We start from the raw sequence: 18,649 nt of genomic DNA, 5'->3' as shown, positions 1-18,649 counted from the left end.
GCGGCACCAGCGGGAAAGGTTCCACGTGACCCTGGACACTCACAACGCGCCGCGCGGTCAGGTTCCGAGAACGGTCTCGAGCTTGTCGATCGAGGCGCTCCAGCCGGCTCGGGCACTCTCGAGGCGCTCCGGCGGGTACGGGCGGTGCAGCGTGAGGCGCGTGCCGTCGGCTGTTTCCTCGAGCTCCACCCGGGTGGTGACCGGGTCCGGGACGCCATACTCGGGCATCGGGTCCGAGACGAACGCGAGGAGCCCGGGCGGGCGCAGCTCGGTGATCTCGTTGCGCAGCCAGTACCGCTCGCCGTCCCGGACCAAGCAGTAGTCGTACCGGCCGCCGACGCGCGGGTCGATGGTGACGAGGTCGCGGGGCACGTCGTAGCCGTCGGGTCCGGCCCAACGGGCGAAGACGTCCGGGTCGGTCCAGGCGGCGAAGACGGACCCGGTGTCGAACGGGACGATTCGGGTGAGAAGAGTCATCCTCCTCGAATCTACCGGGCCACGGCGTACGGGCTGGTGGGCGCGAACGACTCGGATAGGGTCAGGCGTCCTTGTCGGGGAGGTGAGGTCAGAGGGATGTCGTTCGCCAGCCCGTTGTTCCTGTGGATTTTCACGCCGCTCGTGCTGGCGCTCGTGCTGCTGTGTCCCCGCAGCTGGCGCAACGGCATCGTCGCGGTGGCGAGCCTCGTCTTCTACACGGTCGGCGCCGGCCCGACGGTCATCCTGCTGCTCGTCGGCATGGTGGTGAACTTCCTCGCCGGGCAGGCACTGGAGCCCGACGAGTGGGCGCTGGCGAAGCGGCGCAAGCGGGGCCTGCTGATCGCGGTGATCGTCTTCGACGTCACGGCGCTCGTGATCTGGAAGTACGCCGGCTTCCTCACCGAACAGCTGGACGGCTTCGCGCGGCTGTTCGGCGGCGACTTCCCGGTGGTGCACCTGCTGCTGCCGATCGGGATCTCCTTCTACACGTTCCACAACATCTCCTACGTCGTGGACATCTACCGCGGGGAGAGACCCCCGCTGCGCCAGCCCGTGGCCTACGCGACGTACATCTCGATGTTCCCGCAGCTCATCGCGGGCCCGATCGTGCGCTACCGGGAGATCGCGGACCAACTGCCGCAGGAGCGCACCCACCGGCTCGACGACATCGCGGCAGGCTTCCCGCGGTTCGCGCTGGGGCTGTGCAAGAAGGTCATCATCGCCGACTCGCTCAGCCCGCTGGCCGACGCGTGCTTCTCGACCCCGAACGACGAGATGACGTTCTCGGTGGCGTGGATGGGGGCGCTGACGTACACGCTGCAGCTGTACTTCGACTTCTCGGGCTACTCGGACATGGCCATCGGCGTGGGCCGGATGCTGGGCTTCCGGCTGCCGGAGAACTTCGCCCGCCCGTACTCGTCGGTGACGGTGACGGAGTTCTGGCGCCGCTGGCACATGTCGCTGTCCCGCTGGTTCCGCGACTACGTGTACATCCCGCTGGGCGGCAACCGGCACGGCAGCGCGCGCACCTATCGGAACCTCTGCGTGGTGTTCGTGCTGACGGGCTTCTGGCACGGGGCGAACTGGACGTTCCTGGTGTGGGGCATGTACCACGGCGCCCTGCTGATCATCGAGCGCGGCTTCCACCTGGACCGCTCCCCTGTGCGTACCCGCCACCTGGTGGCGCGGCGCGCCCTGACGATGCTCCTGGTGGTGATCGGCTGGGTCTTCTTCCGGTCGACCGACATGTCCCAGGCCCTGACGATGATCGGCCACATGCTGCTACCGGACTTCTCCGGGACGACCGACGTGGTCGCGGAGGCGTTCACGAACCAGCGCCTGGTGATCCTGCTCCTCGCGCTGGGCATCGTCTTCATGCCGGCCCACCCCGTGACCGGCCCGATGCTCGAGTCGTCCCGCTCCCGAACGGCGAACGTCCTACGCGTGACCGTCATGACGGCCGGCTTGTTCTACGCGGCCGTCCTGACCGCCGCGGGCACGTTCAGCCCCTTCCTGTACTACCAGTTCTGACGAATCCTTGCGAAAGCAATTCCGAAAATTGCTTCCGTGAATCATTCGGGACATTCCTGAATTTGCGGCCGCAACATACGTCGGACAATTCGGAACGCGACGGAAGGTCGATGAGTCAGACCGCGCGATCCCAGGACAGGACCTCGAGGAGATGCCGTGCCCACACAACACGAATGGCGCCGCCAACTCCGGTCGCGCGGCGCGCTGGCAACCGCCGGAGCGTTGGTCACCGCCGCCGCGGCGATCACGGCGGTCGCCCTGGTCCCGGCCGCCGTGGGGGGCACGCCGTCGGCCCGGCCGAACACACTCATGAACCAGGCGGAGCAGGACGGCACCGTTCATGACCTCAGGCAAGGGTCCGAGCCCGCCATCAGCCGCGCCGAGATCATCCAGCGCGCGCAGTACTGGCTGAACCTCGCCGTCCCTTACAACCGCGACGCCTACAACTCCGTGCCGGGGCCGGACGGCGCGAAGTACACCCCGGACTGTTCCGGGTACGCCTCGATGGCCTGGAACCTCGGCACCAGCTACGGCTCGGGCACGCTGCCCGGTGTCGCGGTGAAACTCGGCTCCACCAACGACCTCCTGCAGGGCGACATCCTGGTCGCGCAGGTCGGCGGCGGCAAGCCGACCGGGCACGTCGCGATCTTCGACAAGTGGGCGGACAGCGCCCGGACCCAGTACTGGGGCTATGACCACGGCGGCCCCAAGGGCGCTCCGCCGAGGTACGCGGTCTTCGCGGTCGACCGACCCAACGACGGGCGGGTGTACGTGCCCTACCGCCACCCGAACCTGACCGGCCCGAACGACCCGGCGCCCGCGCCCGGCGACTTCAGCCAGCCGGACGGCGACGTCAACGACGCGATCGGGCAGGCCGGAAAGATCTACATCCGGGGCTGGGTGGTCGACGCGGACACGCCGACGGCACCGGCTGACGTCCACATCTACCTCACCTTCCCCGACGGGCAGCGGCAGCTGGTGCGGACCATGGAAGCCGCGCTCCCGCGCCAGGACGTCGCCGACGTCTACCCGCAGTACGGGCCGACCCACGGCTTCGAGGTGTTCCTCTCCGGGCTGCCGGCAGGCAGGTACGGCGTCGAGGTGTTCGGCATCGACACCTCCAACCAGCAGGACGACTACGCGCAGCTGCTCTACGGCCGGACCGTGCCGACGAAGTTCGTCGACGTGGCCTGACGGGCCGAGACCCACCGGAGGAAGGAAACCCCGTGAGAACCATCGTGGTCGGCGCCGTCCTACTGATCGTCGGTGTCCTGGCAACACCGTTCGCAACCGCCGCCGCGGACGACGGCGTGGACGACGGCGGCACCCCGGCGGACGCCCTCATCCTGGCCGCACGCCAGGAGGTCACGTCGTTCGCGGTCGCTTTGTCGGCATCGCCGGGCACCGAAGGGGCCGAGGCCGAGCTGCTGGCGCAGGCGGACGTGACCTCGGCTGCCCTGCGGGACGTCCTCGCGGTGTCCAGCTCGTACCCCTGTCCCAGCGACGCCGGGACCTGCCGGGAGAAGATCAGCGCGGCGGTGAGCGCGACCCAGGCGGTGGACTCCGACGTCCAAGCGCTCATCGAGCCCGACGCGGACCCAGCGCTCGTCGACAGGTACGACACCCACGTGGAGGCGTTCAACTCGGCGTGGGACGAGTTCCGCATCGCCTACCGCGAAGCCACCCGGGACGAGTCGGGTCTTTCCAGCGAGGCGATCTGGCTGATGACGGCGGCGGCCATCGTGCTGTGCATCGCGCTCACCGTCGCGTTGCGATTCTGGGTACGCCGAACCGGCACCGACGACCGGCTCACCGCGGCGCGCAAGGCCGTGTACAGCGCGTCGCAGCTGCTGACCTTCGCGCTCATCGGGGTCTCGGTGGTGATGCTGCTGGTGGACGGCTTCGACGCGACGCTGGAGGGCAGGTCCGGCGGGAAGGCCGCCCTGCTGGTTCTGCTCGTGCCCGTCGCCGCGATCTACCTGATCGTGGTCACCGTCAAGTACCTCGTCCTGCGCGCAAAGGTCCGACGGACGGCCGCCGCGGTCGCTCACTGACAGCGGGCACGGCGGCGAACGCCTGCGGGCCGGCATCGGGTCCGGGATACTGGCGAGCCTGATCAACGGCTCGAGGGGTTCCTTCGCAGATGGTCGACGACTTCGTGGCGCACTGGCAGGTCTACCTGACCATGCCGGTGATCGCCGCTGTCATCGGATATCTCACCAAGCGGGCGGCCATCGAGATGATGTTCCGGCCGCTGCGGTTCGTCGGGCTCAAGGCGCCTTGGCTCGGCTGGCAGGGGGTGGTGCCGAGGAACTCCGAGCGGATGATCCGCGTCTCGGCGGATCTGCTCACCAAGCGGCTCGTCGACACCAAGGAGATCTTCGCGCGGCTCGACGCGGACCGGCTCGCCAAGGAGATCGAGGGGCCGCTGCTCATCGCGGTGGACGAGGTCACCCGCGAGGTCATGGAGCAGTACCAGCCGGGGCTGTGGGAGATGCTGCCGCCGCTCGCGCAGGAGATGCTCGTCAAGCAGGTGCAGGCCGGGTCGCCGGTGCTCGTCAAGCGGATCATGGCGGAGATCCAGGAGAGCATCGACGAGGTGCTCGACATCCGGCAGGTGGCGGTCGACGCGCTCCACCGGGACAAGGCGCTGCTCATCAGCCTCGTCCGGGACATCTCCAAGCCCGAGATGGCGTTCATCGCCCGCTGCGGTGTCTACTTCGGACTCACGCTCGGACTGGTCCAGACCGTCGTGTGGGCGGTCACCAAGAACCCCCTGGTGCTGCCGCTGTTCGGCGCGGCCATCGGGTGGTTCACCGACTGGCTCGCCATCAAGCTCGTCTTCTTCCCTCGGCGGCCCAAACGGATCGGCGGCCTGGCGATCCAAGGGGTGTTCCAGCGGCGCAGGGACGAGGTCGCCAAGCAGTACGCCGAGATCGTCGCCCGCGAGGTGATGACCGTGCCCAACATCCTCGACGCGATACTCAGGGGGCCGCGGTCGGACCGGCTGCTGGCGATGATCCACCACGCCGTGCTCAGGACCATCGACGAGCAGGCCGGCGCCGCCGAGCCGGTCATCGCCGTGACCGTGGGATCCGAGCGGTACCAACAGATGAAGCACACCGCCGCCGACCGGGCGATGCGCTACCTGCCCGACACGATCACGCACGCCACGGACTACGCCACCGACGTCCTCGACATCCGCGACACCATCGCCACCAGGATGCGCCGGCTCACCCGCATCGAGTACGAAGGCCTGCTGCGCCCGGCGTTCCGGCAGGACGAGTGGAAGCTCATCGCGGTCGGCGCGGTGATCGGCGCGGTCATCGGGGAACTGCAGGTACTGCTGCTACTGCATTAGTGGCCACGCCCCGCCGCCCGCCGCGCCCGCGCACCAGCGAGAGTACCCAGCACACCAGGTAGATGCAGAACGAGATCGCCGTGACGAACGCGCTCACCGGCGCACCCGGCGCCAGCGAGAGCAGGATCCCGCCGACCGCGGACGCCTCGGCGAACGCGACCGCCAACACCGTGGCACGCAACGGGTTCGCGGTGACCCGGCAGGCCGCGGCCGCCGGCGTGATCATCAACGCCAGCACCAGCAACGCACCGACCGTCTGCACGCCGAGCGCGGTCGCCACGCCCACCAGCACGGCGAACACCAAGGACAGCGGGCCGGTCGGCACGCCTCGGGCGCGCGCCACCTCCGGGTCCACCGACGCGAACAGCAGCGGCCGGTAGATCACAACCAGCACCAACAGAACCGCGATCGCACACCCACCGAGCAACGCCAGCGACGCGAAGTCCACGCTCACGATCTGCCCGACCAGCAACCCGAACTTGTTCGACGCGCGCCCGGGGTAGAACCACAGCAACAACACGCCGACCCCGAGGCCGAACGCCAGCACCGCACCGATCACCGAGTCGTGCTCGGAGCTGCGCCGCGACAGCAGGCCCAGTACGAGCGCGGCGACCACCGCGCCGGCGAGAGCGCCCTGGCCGACGTTCACGCCGAGCAGCAGGGCCGCCGCCCCGCCGGTGAACGACAGCTCGCTCGTCCCGTGCACCGCGAACGCCATGTTGCGGCTCACGATCAACGGCCCCAACACGCCGGCGACCAGCCCGAGGATGGCGGCGGCCAGCAACGCGGTCTGCACGAAGCCGAACGAGAGCAGCTCGCCGGTCAGCTCGAAGTCGAAGAACTTGTCCATCTCAGTTCTGGTCCTCGTCGTGCAGGTGGTGCGCCTGGTCCTCGCACAGCCCGCTCTGCGCGCCGACCACGTGGATCTGGCCGCCGACCCGCACGACATCGACCTTCGCGCGGTACAGCTCCGACAGCGTCCGCGCGGTCATCACCTCGTCCGGCCGGCCGATCCGGAACCGGCCGTCCACCAGGTACAGCACCCGGTCCACCAGCGGCAGCACCGGGTTGATCTCGTGCGTGACGAACAGCACCGCGGTGTTCGCCGACCGCCGCCGCGTGTCGATCAGCGAGCTCACCACCTGCTGGTTCGCCAGGTCCAGCGACAGGAGCGGCTCGTCGCACAGCAGCAGTTCGGGGTCGCTGATCAGCGCCTGCGCCACCCGCAGCCGCTGCTGCTCACCGCCGGAGAGCCGGCCGACCGGGGCGTCCGCGAACCCGTGTGCGCCGACCGCGTCCAGCGCCGCGTCCACCCGGGCCCGCCGCGAGCGCATGCTGCGCAGGCCGACACCCCATCGGTGACCGTCGAGGCCCAGCCCGACGAGGTCGCGCCCACGCAGCGTCACGCTCTCCTCCATCGCGCGCTGCTGCGGGATGTAGCCGATCCTGCGGTTGCCTCGCCCGGGAGGCGTGCCGACGATCCGCGCGCTGCCCGAGGTCAACGGCGTCAGCCCGAGCAGCACGCGGAGCAGGCTCGTCTTGCCGGAGCCGTTCGGCCCGAGCACGGCCACGAACTCACCGGGCGCGACATCGAGGTTCAGGTTCGACCACAGGATCCGGCTGCCGTAACCCAGCGTGGCGTCGCGCAGCGACACCACGCCGGTCCCCGACGCGGGCCGTACGGCGAGGTCTGGGGCCGCGTCCCGGTCGACGATCATGCCTTCGACAGCGCGCCCGAGAGGGCTTCCAACTGCTCGGTCATCCACTCAACGTAGTCCGTCACGCCCTGTGGCAGCGTCTCCGTCACGTCCACGACCGGCACGCCGGCCTTCGACGCGGCGTCGGCCAGCGAGTTGGTGACCGCGGTCTCGGTCTGCGCGTTGTTCACCAGTGCCGCGACCTGCTTGTCGCTGATCAGCTCGGTGGTCTCGGCGACGACGGCCACCGGCGGGTCGGTCTCCTCCTCGATCGCCTCGGAGAACTCCGTCGACGTCGCGTCGGTCACCCCGGCGGCGTCGAGCAGGTAATGCGCGACCGGCTCGGTGGCGACAACCTTCGCGCCCGGGCTGGCCTTGCCGATCTGCTCGGCCGTGTCGGTGAGGGCGTCGAGCCTGCCGCCGAACGACGCGGCGTTGTCGGCGAACCTGGACTTCTGCCCGGCGTCGATCGCGCCGAGCGCATCGGCGATCTTGTCGGCGACCTTCCGCACGGTCGGCAGGTCGTACCAGACGTGTTCGTTCTCACCATCGGCGTAGCCGGAGATCGTGAAGGCGTCGACCTGCTCGGCCTCGGTGCCGGTCCCGTCGACCAGCTTGGTGAAGAAGTCGTCGTAGCCGCCGCCGTTGTAGACGACCACGTCGGCGCCCGCGAGCGCGATGGCGTCCTCCGGCTTGTCCGGGTGCGCGTGCGGGTCGCCCGACGCATCGTTGATCAGCGACTCGACACTCACCGCATCGCCGCCCACCGCCTGGGCGACACTCCCCCACACGTTCGTGGACGCGACCACGGCGATCTTCCCGTCCGCGGCGGCTCCGCCCGGGTCGCCGCCCGCGTCGTCACCGCAGCCGGCCAGCGCGAGCGTGAGCAGGCCGACCGAGGCCAGCACGGGAATCGAGCGGGACAGCCTCATCAGGTACTCCTCCACGAACACATGCATGCATCGCTATAGATAATGGAAACCGTTTCCGACTACGCTCCGCCGACTATACGACGCTTCCGCAAGTGCGGTTACCACCACCGGGCGAACCGTGATCCACCGATCTGGTGAACCCGCGGAAAGTGCTTGGACTTCTGCTCATGGTTCTGAACCGTTACGGTCAGCACATGGCGCGACCTATGCATGTTCGTCGGCCGGCGACACTGGCGTCGCTGGCCGCGGAGCTCGGCGTATCGCGTACCACCGTGTCCAACGCCTACAACCGCCCCGATCAGCTCTCCCCCGAGCTGCGCAGGCGGGTACTGGAGACGGCACGCCGGCTGGGCTATCCCGGGCCGGACCCGGTCGCGCGCTCGTTGCGCACCCGCAAGGCCGGCGCGGTGGGGCTGCTGCTCACCGAGAACCTGTCCTACGCCTTCCGCGACCCCGCCGCTCTGGGCTTTCTCGAAGGGCTCGCGCTCGCGTGCGAAGGAGCCGGGCAGGGCCTGCACCTCGTTCCGGTGAACCCGGAGCGCGACGACGTGACCGCGGTGCACAGCGCCGGGGTCGACGGGTTCGTCGTGTACTCGGTGCCCGACGACGACCCGCACCTGGCCGCGGTGCTGTCCCGGCCGGTGCCGACCGTGGTGTGCGACCAGCCGCGGGTGGACGGCGTGGACCTGGTCGGGATAGACGACCACGCGGCGATCGCGCAGTTGGCCGGACGGCTGATCGGCCTCGGCCACCGCAAGGTCGGCGTGCTGTGCATGCGCCTCGCCCGCGACCGCAACGACGCGTTCGCGTCGGTGGCGCGCCAGCGCACCGCGCACTTCCACGTGCAGCGTGCCCGGCTCGCCGCGCTCGCGGACGCGTTCGAGGCGGCCGGCGTGGACTGGGCGCGGGTGCCGGTGGTCGAGCGGTTCGACCACAGCACGGCGAGCGGGCAGTCGGCCTCGGCTCAGCTGCTGGACGCGAACCCCGAGGTCACCGCGCTGATCTGCACCTCGGACATCCTCGCGCTGGGTGCGCTGACCGAGGCCCAGCGGCGTGGGCTGCGGGTGCCGCACGACCTGACCGTCACCGGCTTCGACGGCATCGCGGAGGCCGAGCGGCTCGGCCTGACGACGATCCGCCAGCCCGTGCTGGAGAAGGGCCGGGCGGCCGGGAAGCTGCTGCTCGGCGCGGCCGAGCACAGCCGGCCCCGGCACATCACGCTCGACACCGAGCTCGTGATCGGCTCTACCTCGGCGGCGCCGCGGACCACCGAGGAACGCTGGTTCGGGCCGTAGGGCGCAAACACACGTTCGATTCATCCCCAGGCTTGTCCACAGGTGTGGACAACCCCGGTCAGGGGGTCATGGTCAGCGCGACCGGCGCTCCGGTCAGCGCACCGAGCCTGCCGATCACCCGGTACGAGCCGGCCGGCACGGTCGTGCGCTTGACCGGGCAGCCGGGCGCGGACGTGCGACCGGCCCAGCTCAGCGTGAACACCAGCGGCCTGCCCGGTGCGAGCGTGCGCACGTCGACGTCCGGCGGGCCGTAGCAGTCGTTGCTCGACCACAGGCGGGTCTTGCCGTCCGCGCTGGTGATGACGAGTTCGCGGAGCTTGCGGCTGAGGTCCCGGGTGCACGGCACCTTGCCGGCGTTCACGACGACCAGGCGCAGCAGCGGGCGCCGGCCGACCTCGTACGACGGCTGGCCGGGCTGCGCGGCGACCTTGACCACGGCGTCCGGGCAGGGCTTCGGCGGGCCGGGCGGCGGGGCGGGCCGGGTGGTCGGCCGGCCGGTCGGGGCCGGGCTCGGCGAGGCGGCGGGCGGGGCGGTCGTCGGCGAAGCGGTGCTCGACGGAGCGCCCGCGGGACGGGTCGAGGGTGGCGGGGAGCTCGGGGCGGCGGCGAGGTTCTTCGAGCCGGCGGTGCCGTGCACGGGCTGATCGTCCGCGGCGCCCACGAGGACACCGATGATCCAGGCCAGCAGCACGACCGCGAGGACGCAGCTCCCGGCGGCGAACGCGCGTCGACGCCAGTAGACCGAGGGCGGGAGCGGGCCGGTTGGTTCGATCACTCACCGACCGTAACTCCGCGGTTGCGCTGGATCGGGGATCTTCGAGGGCCTCGATCGGGGGATCTGCGCAGGTCCGCCGGCTGCACCAGGTAACCAATGCCATATTGCCCGAGAGCGTGGCTCTTGTTCCAATGGGTAATCGAGCGGGAATCCAGCGCAGCACCGCAGTCTCAGTTGTGAACCAGGGAAGCCCTGCGGCCGGGAGTGGACCATGACCGCGATCGACGAGCTACTCGAACGGCACGCAGTCGGTGTCGACCACGGCGCGCCCGAGGTGCCGACACCCGTGCCCGGCCTGCACCTCGCCGTGGTGACCTGCATGGACGCCCGGATCAAGGTGTTCGACGTGTTCGGCCTGCGCCACGGTGAGGCGCACATCCTGCGCAACGCGGGCGGCGTCGTCACCGACGACATCATCCGCTCGCTCGCGATCAGCCAGCGCAAGCTCGAGACCCGCGAGATCATCGTCATGCAGCACACCTCGTGCGGCCTGTCGATGATCACCGAGGACGAGTTCAAGGACGAGCTCGAGCGGGACACCAAGCTGCGGCCGCCGTGGGCGATCGAGGCGTTCCGCGAGGTCAAGGACAGCGTGCGGCAGTCGCTCGAGCGGGTCCGGCGCAGCCCGTTCCTGCTGCACACCGACACCGTCCGCGGGTTCGTCTACGACGTGCGAACCGCCGAGCTGACCGAGGTGTACTGAGCCGCCGCGGCGGGCAGCTGACACAATCTGTCGGCGATGAGCCTCGACGCGCGCGTGCTGACCGACTGGTTCGCCGAGAAGGCCCGGGACCTGCCCTGGCGGGCACCCGACTGCTCGGCGTGGGGTGTGCTGGTCAGCGAGATCATGCTGCAGCAGACGCCGGTCGCCCGCGTCGAACCCGCCTGGCTGGACTGGATCGCCCGCTGGCCGCGCCCGTCCGACCTCGCCGCCGCCACGCCCGCGGACGTGCTGCGTGCCTGGGGAAAGCTCGGCTACCCGCGCCGCGCGTTTCGGCTGCGGGACGCCGCCACAGCGATCGCCGAGCGCCACGGCGACACCGTCCCGTCCGATGTGGACACATTGCTCGCGCTGCCCGGGATCGGCGCGTACACCGCGCGGGCGGTGGCCGCGTTCGCTTACCGCAAGCGGTGTCCGGTCGTCGACACCAACGTGCGCCGGGTGATCGCCCGCGCGGTGCACGGCGCGGGCGACGCCGGACCCGCTTCCACCACAAGAGATCTGGCCGACGCGGACGCGTTGCTGCCCGCCGACGACGAGCACGCCGCGCAGCTGTCGGCGGCGCTGATGGAGCTCGGCGCGGTCGTGTGCACGGCCCGCGCGCCGCGGTGCGCGGACTGCCCGGTGTTCGACATGTGTGCCTGGCAGCGGGCCGGGAAGCCGGCGTATGCCGGGCCGGCCAAGCCGGTGCAGCGCTTCGCCGGCACCGACCGGCAGGTGCGCGGCCTGCTGCTGGACGTCCTGCGGGACACCTCGACCCCGGTGGCCAAGGCGCGGCTCGACGTCGTGTGGTCCGACGCCGGCCAGCGCGACCGCTGCCTCGACTCATTGCTCGTGGACGGCCTGGTGGAGCAGACCTCCGACGGGTTGTTCGCGTTACCCGGAGAGCACTGACCTGACCGCCGGGCCAACCGGCAACACAATGCTCTGGTAATTGGGGAACTCTTGTCATCAGGTAACCGGGTGACTACCGTCGGCTGTGCCAGTCACCGATCTGGGCCAAGTGCCCCTTTGTCGAGGGAGATCGAGATGGCCGTAACTCGCCGCGCCCTATTACGCGGCGGATTCACCGTCACCGCAGTCGGCGCGCTCGGCGCCACGATCCCGATCAGCGCCGGCGCGGCCGGCGAACCGAAAGCCGGGCCGAACGCCGTTGCCCGGCCGACCATGCACGGCTGCGCCGAGTGGGGCGCCCGGCCGCCGAACGGCACGATCCAGGTGCTCGACCACAAACCGACCTACATCGTCGTGCACCACACCGCGGGCGGGAACTCCAACGACTTCTCGCTGGACCACGCGTTCGCCATCTCCCGCAGCATCCAGGACTTCCACATGGACGACCGCGGGTGGATCGACACCGGGCAGCAGTTGACCAACAGCCGCGGCGGGCACGTCACGGAGGGCCGGCACCGGAGCCTGGAGATCCTGGACGGCGGCACCCGGCACGTGATGGGCGCCAACGTCGGCGACCACAACAGCGAGATCATCGGCATCGAGAACGAGGGTCTCTACTCCACTGTGGACGTGACGCCGCAGCTGTGGGACTCGCTGGTGCGGCTGGTCGCCTACATCGCCCAGCAGTACGACATCGCGCCGTCGGAGATCAAGGGCCACCGCGACTTCAACGCCACCGAGTGCCCCGGCGAAGTCCTCTATGGACGGTTGCCGGAGCTGCGCGACGCGGTCGGCGCGGTACTCGGCACGCCGGTCACCCAGCCGTACTCGTGGCCGCTGCTCAAGCCGGGCGCGAGCGGGGCGCGAGTCCTTGCGGCGCAACACCTTCTGCGGGCCCGCGGGGCCGCCGTGCCGACCGACGGCGTGTTCGGCACGTCGACGTTCGCCGCGGTGCGGAAGCTGGCTTCCGCCAACGGGGTCGCGTACGAGCCGTGCTACGCCGGCCGGGTCGCGGACGAGAGCGGCTTCGTGGGCTCGACGACGTGGCCGCTGCTGGTCCGCACGGTGCGTGCCGGCGACTCCGGTGACGTCGCCGCGGCGGCCAGGACGCTGCTGGCGAACAGGGGTGAGCGGGCCGGAGGTGACGTGCTCGTCGACACCGCGATGTGGCGGCGCCTGCTGAGCTGACGGCTTCCGCGCTGTGGCACCCTGCGGCCATGGCGCAGGCGCTGGAGTTCTACTTCGACGACGAGGCCGATGCCGCCGTGCGTGGGTTGTGGCGCAGGCTGGACAAGGCAGGAGTGCCCAGCCTGGCCGCGCGCACGCACGGCCGGCACCGGCCGCACGTCACGTTCGCGCTGGCGAGCGCGATCCCGCCCAAGACCCGCGACGCGCTGCGCGAGGACCTGCGGCTGCTGTCGATCCCGCACCTGTGGCTGTACTCGCTCTCCGCGTTCTCGGCGAGCGACATGGGTCTGATGATCACGGCGGTGGTGGACACCGAGCTCCTGGCGGTCCACTCCGCGGTGCACGACGTGCTGGCGAAGAAGGTCATGCAGCCCTCGGCGTACTACCTGCCCGGCTCGTGGGTGCCGCACTGCACGCTCGCCCATGGGCTGGAGCCCACCCAGGTGACCGCCGCGTTCGCCGCGCTGTTCCCGCTGGCGCCGATCAAGGCCAGGGTGAGCGAGGCGGCGGTGTGCGACACCCACACGGGAGAGACGGACACGGTGCTGGTCACCGGTTGAGCACTGTGGACAGAAAGGCCTCGACGGCGCCGCGGTAGGCGTTCGGGGCGTCGCGGTGCACGACGTGGCTCGCACCGCCGACGACCAGGTGGTGCCCGCCACCGGGAGCGCGTCTCGGCAGCTCGACCATCTGTCCGGGCGGCATCGCGCTGTGCTCGGCCTCGATCGCCAGCAGCGGGCAACGGACCTGCTCGACCATCGGCCAGTAGTCGCGTTCGCCCCACTCGGCGGCGATGCCGTAGAGGTCCTCGAGGTCGGCCATCAGGTGGTAGCCGTCGGCGCGCTCGACCATGCACTCGACGAAGTAGTCGCCAAGGTCGCCGAAGAACTCGCGGACGTGTGCCAGCGAGCCGAACGGCACCGGCCACGAGTCGAAGTACGCGCGCCACGGGTCGACGGTCCTGCCGCGCTGGTCGGGTGCCATGTCCTCGACGACGACCGCGCTCACCAGCCCGGGATGCGACGCGGCGAGGCACCAGGCGTGCAGGCCGCCCATCGAGTGGCCGATCACGACGGCCGGCTCGTCCAGCAGCCGCGCGGCGTCGGCCACGAAGTCCTCCGTGCGCCAGCCGCCGCCGCGGTGCGGGCTGCGGCCGTGCCCGCGGGCGTCGAGCCCGACGACCCGGCCGTACCGGGTGAGCCACCGCGCGACCGGCCACCAGGTGCGCGCCCGGCCCATCAGGCCGTGGAGCAGCAGGATCGTCGGGCCGGAGCCGCCGAAGTCGATCACATCGGGTCGTGTCGCCACGGGAGTAGTCATATACGGTCCGAACCCACCCCGGCATCACGGCACGTCAGCCAAGATGGGCGGCGGTCGCCGAAAGACGGGAGCTGTTCACGATGCATCACGGCACGGCCGTCCGCGCCGCCTGCCTCGCGCTGGCCGCGTTGAGCCTCGCCGCGTGCACCTCGCGGTCCGGCGACGACGCGGCGCAGGAGGGCGCGGCGACGCCGCCACGGCCGACCGAGCAGGCCGAGCAGGCCGAGCCCGAGCCGGGCGCGGACGGTGCCGGCGACCCGTACTACCCCGACGACGGCAACGGCGGCTACGACGTCACCGACTACCACGTGTCGATCAGCTACAACCCGACGAGCCGCAACCTCGACGGGAACACCGTCGTCACCGCCACCGCGACCGGCGAGCTCGAGACCTACAACCTGGACCTGAACGGTCTGAAGGTCAGCGCGGTCGAGATCGACGGCAAGGCGGCGAAGTTCGACCGGTCCGGCGAGCACGAGCTGGTGATCACCCCTGGCGTGCCGATCGCCGACGGGGCGACGTTCGCGACCCGGGTGCGTTACGCCGGCGTGCCCGCGTCGGCCGAGGAGGGCACGCTCGGCGTGAACGGCTGGCAGATCTCGCAGTCGGGTGGCGCGTTCGCGGCGGGCGAGCCGCATTCGGCGACGAGCTGGTTCCCGGCCAACGACACCCCGCGGGACAAGGCGACGTTCACGCTGGACGCGCGGGTGCCCGACGGCTGGAGCGTGATCTCGAACGGCCGCGAGTCGCCGGCGACGAAAGGGTCCGACGGCTGGACGACGTTCCACTGGGTGGAGCCGATCCGGATCGCGACGTACCTGACGACGGTCGGGATCGACAAGTGGACGTTCGAACGGTCGACGCTGCCGGGCGGCCTGCCCGTGGTGAGCGCGTACGCGCCGGGCGCCGAGGACAAGAGGCAGGTCGAGTCGCAGCTGCCGGAGATCATCGAGTTCCTGTCGTCGAAGTTCGGGCCGTACCCGCAGAGCGCGGCGGGCGGGATCTACATCAACGAGAACATCGGTTTCTCCCTGGAGACGCAGGGCCGGCCGATCTACGCGTCGTGGGCTGAGCTCGACGTGGTGGTGCACGAGAACGCGCACCAGTGGTACGGCGACTCGGTGAGCGTGGAGTCGTGGAAGGACATCTGCCTGAACGAGTGCTTCGCGAGCTACGCCCAGTGGCTGTGGTCGGAGGAGAAGAACGGCGAGAACCTGGACGACCTGTTCCGCCAGCAGGTGGCCCGGTCCACGGACCAGTTCTGGAGCGGGAAGCTCTACGACATGGGCGCCGGCAACGAGTTCACCTCGGTCTACGACAAGGGCCCCATGGCGTTGCACGCCCTGCGCCGCCAGATCGGCGACGAGGCGTTCGACCGGGTGCTGAAGGAATGGCCGGCGGAGCACAAGGACAGCAACGCGTCATGGCCGGAGTTCGAGCAGTTCGTGGCGAAGATCGCCGGCCAGGACCTGAGCGGCTTCTTCGCCGCGTGGTTCCACTCGGACAAGCAACCGGCGGACGAGTACCTCTACCCCGGCTCACTGCGCAAGTGAGCTGGGCGCGTCCTCAGGGCAGGACTACTTCCGAGACGATGGCGTTGTGGTCGCTGCCCGGGATGTCGAACACCGCATAGCTGGCGATGGCGCAGCGGTTGTCCACCAGGATGTGGTCGATCGCCACCGGGGGGCCCAGCGGCCAGTCCTGCCAGGTGGCGGACAGGCCGTCGCCGATCTCCTCGCCCGCATCGGCGTAGCCGCGGTCCACCATGGCCCGGAAGGCCGCGTGGTCGAAGGTCGCGTTGAAGTCGCCGGCCAGGATCCGGACCCGCACATCGGGGGTCGGGCGCGGGAGCTCGGACAGTTCCCGGCGCCACGTGGTGGCGCTGTTCGCGTGCACGCCCGGCTGGACGTGCACCGCCGTCAGCTCGATGTCGTCGCGGCCGGGCATGTCGACCACCATCGACGGCTGCCTCATCGTCGTCTCGTCCATCAGGACGATCTTGCGGAGCGGGAGCCGGGACGCGACACCCGTGCCCTCGCCACCCAGACCCACCTCGAACACGCGCTCCGGGAACAGCTCGTACAGGCCCGCCTCGTCCAGCGCGTCGACCGCCGCCTGGGTCAGCTCGGGCATCACCAGGACGTCGGCCTTCTGGCTGCGGGCGATGCTCAGCACCGTGCTCGCGTTGGCCTTGCCCAGGGACAGGTTGACCGACATGACCCGCAGTCGCTCGCCGTTCGCGCCCGGCTGCTCCTCCGACAGCAGGCGCGGCGCCAGCAGCGCCGTGAGCGCGACCGACAGCAGCAGCACCGCGACGCCGACCACCCGCCGGCGCAGCAACATGCACAGCAGGCCCAGCACCAGCCCGGCCGCCGTCACGTACGGGGTGAGCGCCATCGCGGCGACCAGCTCCGCGTTCGGCTCGATGCCGGCTATCCGCAGCACCACGAACGCGACGAACGCCAGCGCCAGCAGCACCAGGAGGAACCCGAGCTTGCGGCCGCCGGGCCGGCGCCGAGGGCCGTCGTCGTCATAGTCGGGCTCCACCGGCGGGTCGAACGCCCGCGTCGAGGACCTACCCACGGCGTTCGTTCCCCCGCTTGTAGTTGCCCGTGACCCGCGCCAGCAGCTGCTGCGCCTCGTCCTCGGAAGCCCCGGCGAGCCGGCCGAGCAACTGGGCCGCCGCCCGCCCGCGCACGGTCGTCACGACCCGCCCACCTCGCGACACGAGCACCTGCCCGTCCTTGGTGGTTCGCCAGTCGAACGGGTCGTCCGCCAAGCCCATGGTCCCCAATATGCCCGAAACCGAGCCCGGACATGGCGAAAGCCGCACCACCACGCCGTGGCAGTGCGGCTTTCGACCAGTCCGCTAGGTGGTCTCGGCGTCCTCCGCCGAGTCGCCGCCGCTGGATGCGGCCATGTCGACCGGCGGGGAGTCGGGCACCTGGCCCGGCTTGGGCTCGCCGCGGAAGGTGAACGTGGCCTTGTCGGTGGCCGTGCCTTCCTCGCCGTCCCAGCCCTCGACGTCGCAGATGATGATCTGGCCCGGCTGGATCTCGCCGAACAGGATCTTCTCCGACAGCTGGTCCTCGATCTCGCGCTGGATGGTGCGGCGCAGCGGCCGCGCACCCAGCACCTTGTCGAACCCGCGGGTGGCGAGCAGCTTCTTGGCCGCCGGGGTGAGCTCCAGCGCCATGTCCTTGTTCTTCAGCTGCGTCTCGACCCGAGTGATCATCAGGTCCACCATCTTCACGATCTGCGCTTCGGTGAGCTGGTGGAACACGATGATGTCGTCGATGCGGTTGAGGAACTCGGGACGGAAGTGCTTCTTGAGCTCGTCGTCGACCTTCTGCTTCATCCGGTCGTAGCTCTGCTCCCCGCCGCCGGACGTGAAGCCGAGGCTTACGGCCTTGGAGATGTCCTGGGTACCGAGGTTCGAGGTGAAGATGATGACCGTGTTCTTGAAGTCCACGGTGCGGCCCTGACCATCCGTCAGACGCCCGTCCTCCAGCACCTGCAGGAGGGTGTTGTAGACCTCCTGGTGCGCCTTCTCGATCTCGTCGAACAGCACCACCGAGAACGGCTTGCGCCGCACCTTCTCGGTGAGCTGGCCGCCCTCCTCGTAGCCAACGTAGCCCGGAGGGGCACCGAAGAGCCGCGAGGCGGTGTACCGGTCGTGGAACTCGCCCATGTCGATCTGGATGAGCGCGTCGTCCTCGCCGAACAGGAAGTTGGCCAGCGCCTTGGACAGCTCGGTCTTACCGACACCGGACGGGCCGGCGAAGATGAACGAGCCGGACGGGCGCTTGGGGTCCTTCAGGCCGGCGCGGGTGCGGCGGATGGCCTGCGACACGGCGCGGACCGCGTCCTCCTGGCCGATGATCCGCTTGTGCAGCTCCTCCTCCATGCGGAGCAGACGCGTGGTCTCCTCCTCGGTGAGCTTGAACACGGGGATACCGGTCCAGTTGGCCAGGACCTCGGCGATCTGCTCGTCGTCAACCTCGGCGACGACGTCCAGGTCACCGTCCTTCCACTGCTTCTCCCGCTCCGCCTTCTGGCCGAGCAGCTGCTTCTCGGAGTCCCGCAGCTTGGCCGCGCGCTCGAAGTCCTGCGCGTCGATCGCGCTCTCCTTCTCACGGCGCACGTCGGCGATCTTCTCGTCGAACTCACGCAGGTCCGGCGGCGCGGTCATCCGGCGGATCCGCATCCGGGCGCCGGCCTCGTCGATCAGGTCGATCGCCTTGTCCGGCAGGAAGCGGTCGTTGATGTACCGGTCGGCCAGGGTGGCCGCGGCCACCAGCGCCGGGTCGGTGATGGTGACCCGGTGGTGTGCCTCGTAGCGGTCGCGCAGACCCTTGAGGATCTCGATCGTGTGGGCGAGCGTCGGCTCGTCGACCTTGACCGGCTGGAAACGGCGTTCGAGGGCGGCGTCCTTCTCGACGTACTTGCGGTACTCGTC

General features: G+C 70.1%; 19 protein-coding genes. 10 read left to right on the top strand and 9 right to left on the bottom strand.

Features of this window, described 5'->3' with window-relative positions; all coding sequences use genetic code 11:
• Positions 1-57: 57 nt before the first annotated feature.
• Positions 58-477 (bottom strand): SRPBCC family protein, encoded by a 420-nt coding sequence (locus GEV28_RS25540; protein ID WP_291414761.1) that lies wholly within the window; start codon positions 475-477, stop codon positions 58-60.
• A gap of 96 nt (positions 478-573) precedes the next feature.
• Here GEV28_RS25540 and GEV28_RS25535 point away from each other — a divergent pair, with 96 nt between their 5' ends.
• From GEV28_RS25535 to GEV28_RS25520, 4 genes are all read left to right on the top strand, one after another.
• Positions 574-2,007 carry an MBOAT family protein gene (locus GEV28_RS25535; RefSeq protein WP_291414760.1) on the top strand — a complete coding sequence of 478 codons (1,434 nt, stop codon included), beginning with the start codon at positions 574-576 and terminating at the stop codon, positions 2,005-2,007.
• A gap of 156 nt (positions 2,008-2,163) precedes the next feature.
• A complete protein-coding gene (locus tag GEV28_RS25530; protein ID WP_291414759.1) occupies positions 2,164-3,201 on the top strand; it encodes a hypothetical protein in 1,038 nt (345 codons plus the stop codon).
• Positions 3,202-3,233: 32 nt separating this feature from the next.
• Positions 3,234-4,061, top strand: coding sequence for a hypothetical protein (locus GEV28_RS25525; protein ID WP_291414758.1), 828 nt, complete (start codon positions 3,234-3,236; stop codon positions 4,059-4,061).
• Positions 4,062-4,150: 89 nt separating this feature from the next.
• Positions 4,151-5,368: a DUF445 domain-containing protein gene (locus GEV28_RS25520; RefSeq protein WP_291414757.1), complete on the top strand. Its 1,218-nt coding sequence runs from the start codon at positions 4,151-4,153 to the stop codon at positions 5,366-5,368.
• Here GEV28_RS25520 and GEV28_RS25515 read toward each other — a convergent pair.
• Genes GEV28_RS25515 through GEV28_RS25505 form a run of 3 tightly spaced genes read right to left on the bottom strand, consistent with a single transcriptional unit; the run spans position 5,331 to position 7,997 of the window.
• A complete protein-coding gene (locus GEV28_RS25515; RefSeq protein WP_291414756.1) occupies positions 5,331-6,218 on the bottom strand; it encodes a metal ABC transporter permease in 888 nt (295 codons plus the stop codon). The genes GEV28_RS25520 and GEV28_RS25515 overlap by 38 nt on opposite strands.
• 1 nt (position 6,219) lies before the next feature.
• Entirely contained in the window at positions 6,220-7,086 is an 867-nt protein-coding gene (locus GEV28_RS25510) for an ABC transporter ATP-binding protein (RefSeq protein ID WP_291414755.1), read from the bottom strand.
• Positions 7,083-7,997, bottom strand: coding sequence for a zinc ABC transporter substrate-binding protein (locus GEV28_RS25505; protein WP_291414754.1), 915 nt, complete (start codon positions 7,995-7,997; stop codon positions 7,083-7,085). The genes GEV28_RS25510 and GEV28_RS25505 overlap by 4 nt, the downstream gene beginning before the upstream one ends.
• A 194-nt stretch (positions 7,998-8,191) precedes the next feature.
• On the opposite strand from GEV28_RS25505, the gene GEV28_RS25500 reads away from it, so the two are divergent.
• Positions 8,192-9,292, top strand: a complete 1,101-nt coding sequence (locus GEV28_RS25500; RefSeq protein WP_291414753.1) for a LacI family DNA-binding transcriptional regulator — start codon at positions 8,192-8,194, stop codon at positions 9,290-9,292.
• Between the two features lie 58 nt (positions 9,293-9,350).
• On the opposite strand, the gene GEV28_RS25495 is transcribed toward GEV28_RS25500, so the two are convergent.
• The gene (locus GEV28_RS25495; protein ID WP_291414752.1) at positions 9,351-10,067 is read right to left on the bottom strand and encodes a hypothetical protein; all 717 of its coding nucleotides are present in this window, start codon (positions 10,065-10,067) and stop codon (positions 9,351-9,353) included.
• A gap of 211 nt (positions 10,068-10,278) precedes the next feature.
• Between GEV28_RS25495 and GEV28_RS25490 the strand changes: the two genes are divergently transcribed.
• The 4 genes from GEV28_RS25490 to GEV28_RS25475 all read left to right on the top strand — a co-directional run bounded on the left by GEV28_RS25490 (position 10,279) and on the right by GEV28_RS25475 (position 13,430).
• Positions 10,279-10,770 carry a carbonic anhydrase gene (locus GEV28_RS25490; protein WP_291414751.1) on the top strand — a complete coding sequence of 164 codons (492 nt, stop codon included), beginning with the start codon at positions 10,279-10,281 and terminating at the stop codon, positions 10,768-10,770.
• Between the two features lie 36 nt (positions 10,771-10,806).
• A complete protein-coding gene (locus GEV28_RS25485; protein WP_291414750.1) occupies positions 10,807-11,682 on the top strand; it encodes an A/G-specific adenine glycosylase in 876 nt (291 codons plus the stop codon).
• 135 nt (positions 11,683-11,817) lie between these two features.
• The gene (locus GEV28_RS25480) at positions 11,818-12,870 is read left to right on the top strand and encodes a peptidoglycan-binding domain-containing protein (RefSeq protein WP_291414749.1); all 1,053 of its coding nucleotides are present in this window, start codon (positions 11,818-11,820) and stop codon (positions 12,868-12,870) included.
• Positions 12,871-12,899: 29 nt separating this feature from the next.
• On the top strand, positions 12,900-13,430 hold the full coding sequence (locus GEV28_RS25475; protein ID WP_291414748.1) for a 2'-5' RNA ligase family protein: 531 nt from the start codon (positions 12,900-12,902) through the stop codon (positions 13,428-13,430).
• Here GEV28_RS25475 and GEV28_RS25470 read toward each other — a convergent pair.
• Complete coding sequence (locus GEV28_RS25470) at positions 13,420-14,190, bottom strand: alpha/beta hydrolase (protein WP_291414747.1); 771 nt, start codon at positions 14,188-14,190, stop codon at positions 13,420-13,422. The genes GEV28_RS25475 and GEV28_RS25470 overlap by 11 nt on opposite strands.
• Before the next feature lie 80 nt (positions 14,191-14,270).
• Between GEV28_RS25470 and GEV28_RS25465 the strand changes: the two genes are divergently transcribed.
• On the top strand, positions 14,271-15,743 hold the full coding sequence (locus GEV28_RS25465; RefSeq protein ID WP_291414746.1) for a M1 family metallopeptidase: 1,473 nt from the start codon (positions 14,271-14,273) through the stop codon (positions 15,741-15,743).
• 13 nt (positions 15,744-15,756) lie between these two features.
• Here GEV28_RS25465 and GEV28_RS25460 read toward each other — a convergent pair whose 3' ends face one another.
• The 3 genes from GEV28_RS25460 to GEV28_RS25450 all read right to left on the bottom strand — a co-directional run.
• On the bottom strand, positions 15,757-16,773 hold the full coding sequence (locus GEV28_RS25460; protein WP_291414745.1) for an endonuclease/exonuclease/phosphatase family protein: 1,017 nt from the start codon (positions 16,771-16,773) through the stop codon (positions 15,757-15,759).
• The gene (locus GEV28_RS25455) at positions 16,766-16,975 is read right to left on the bottom strand and encodes a hypothetical protein (RefSeq protein ID WP_291414744.1); all 210 of its coding nucleotides are present in this window, start codon (positions 16,973-16,975) and stop codon (positions 16,766-16,768) included. The genes GEV28_RS25460 and GEV28_RS25455 overlap by 8 nt, the downstream gene beginning before the upstream one ends.
• Positions 16,976-17,059: 84 nt before the next feature.
• On the bottom strand, positions 17,060-18,649 hold a 1,590-nt coding region (locus GEV28_RS25450), incomplete at its 5' end, for an ATP-dependent Clp protease ATP-binding subunit (RefSeq protein WP_291414743.1).

This window comes from Actinophytocola sp. (assembly GCF_009379765.1).
In the GTDB taxonomy this organism is placed as follows: Bacteria; Actinomycetota; Actinomycetes; order Mycobacteriales; family Pseudonocardiaceae; genus Actinophytocola.
This window is presented reverse-complemented; position numbering and strand designations above follow the sequence as displayed.

Excerpts from the sequence above, each read along its gene's own strand:
- GEV28_RS25540 (WP_291414761.1), bottom strand. The coding sequence starts at position 477 with ATGACTCTTCTCACCCGAATCGTCCCGTTCGACACCGGGTCCGTCTTC.
- GEV28_RS25535 (WP_291414760.1), top strand. The coding sequence starts at position 574 with ATGTCGTTCGCCAGCCCGTTGTTCCTGTGGATTTTCACGCCGCTCGTG.
- GEV28_RS25520 (WP_291414757.1), top strand. The coding sequence starts at position 4,151 with ATGGTCGACGACTTCGTGGCGCACTGGCAGGTCTACCTGACCATGCCG.
- GEV28_RS25515 (WP_291414756.1), bottom strand. The coding sequence starts at position 6,218 with ATGGACAAGTTCTTCGACTTCGAGCTGACCGGCGAGCTGCTCTCGTTC.
- GEV28_RS25510 (WP_291414755.1), bottom strand. The coding sequence starts at position 7,086 with ATGATCGTCGACCGGGACGCGGCCCCAGACCTCGCCGTACGGCCCGCG.
- GEV28_RS25505 (WP_291414754.1), bottom strand. The coding sequence starts at position 7,997 with ATGAGGCTGTCCCGCTCGATTCCCGTGCTGGCCTCGGTCGGCCTGCTC.
- GEV28_RS25500 (WP_291414753.1), top strand. The coding sequence starts at position 8,192 with ATGGCGCGACCTATGCATGTTCGTCGGCCGGCGACACTGGCGTCGCTG.
- GEV28_RS25490 (WP_291414751.1), top strand. The coding sequence starts at position 10,279 with ATGACCGCGATCGACGAGCTACTCGAACGGCACGCAGTCGGTGTCGAC.
- GEV28_RS25485 (WP_291414750.1), top strand. The coding sequence starts at position 10,807 with ATGAGCCTCGACGCGCGCGTGCTGACCGACTGGTTCGCCGAGAAGGCC.
- GEV28_RS25480 (WP_291414749.1), top strand. The coding sequence starts at position 11,818 with ATGGCCGTAACTCGCCGCGCCCTATTACGCGGCGGATTCACCGTCACC.
- GEV28_RS25475 (WP_291414748.1), top strand. The coding sequence starts at position 12,900 with ATGGCGCAGGCGCTGGAGTTCTACTTCGACGACGAGGCCGATGCCGCC.
- GEV28_RS25470 (WP_291414747.1), bottom strand. The coding sequence starts at position 14,190 with ATGACTACTCCCGTGGCGACACGACCCGATGTGATCGACTTCGGCGGC.
- GEV28_RS25465 (WP_291414746.1), top strand. The coding sequence starts at position 14,271 with ATGCATCACGGCACGGCCGTCCGCGCCGCCTGCCTCGCGCTGGCCGCG.
- GEV28_RS25455 (WP_291414744.1), bottom strand. The coding sequence starts at position 16,975 with ATGGGCTTGGCGGACGACCCGTTCGACTGGCGAACCACCAAGGACGGG.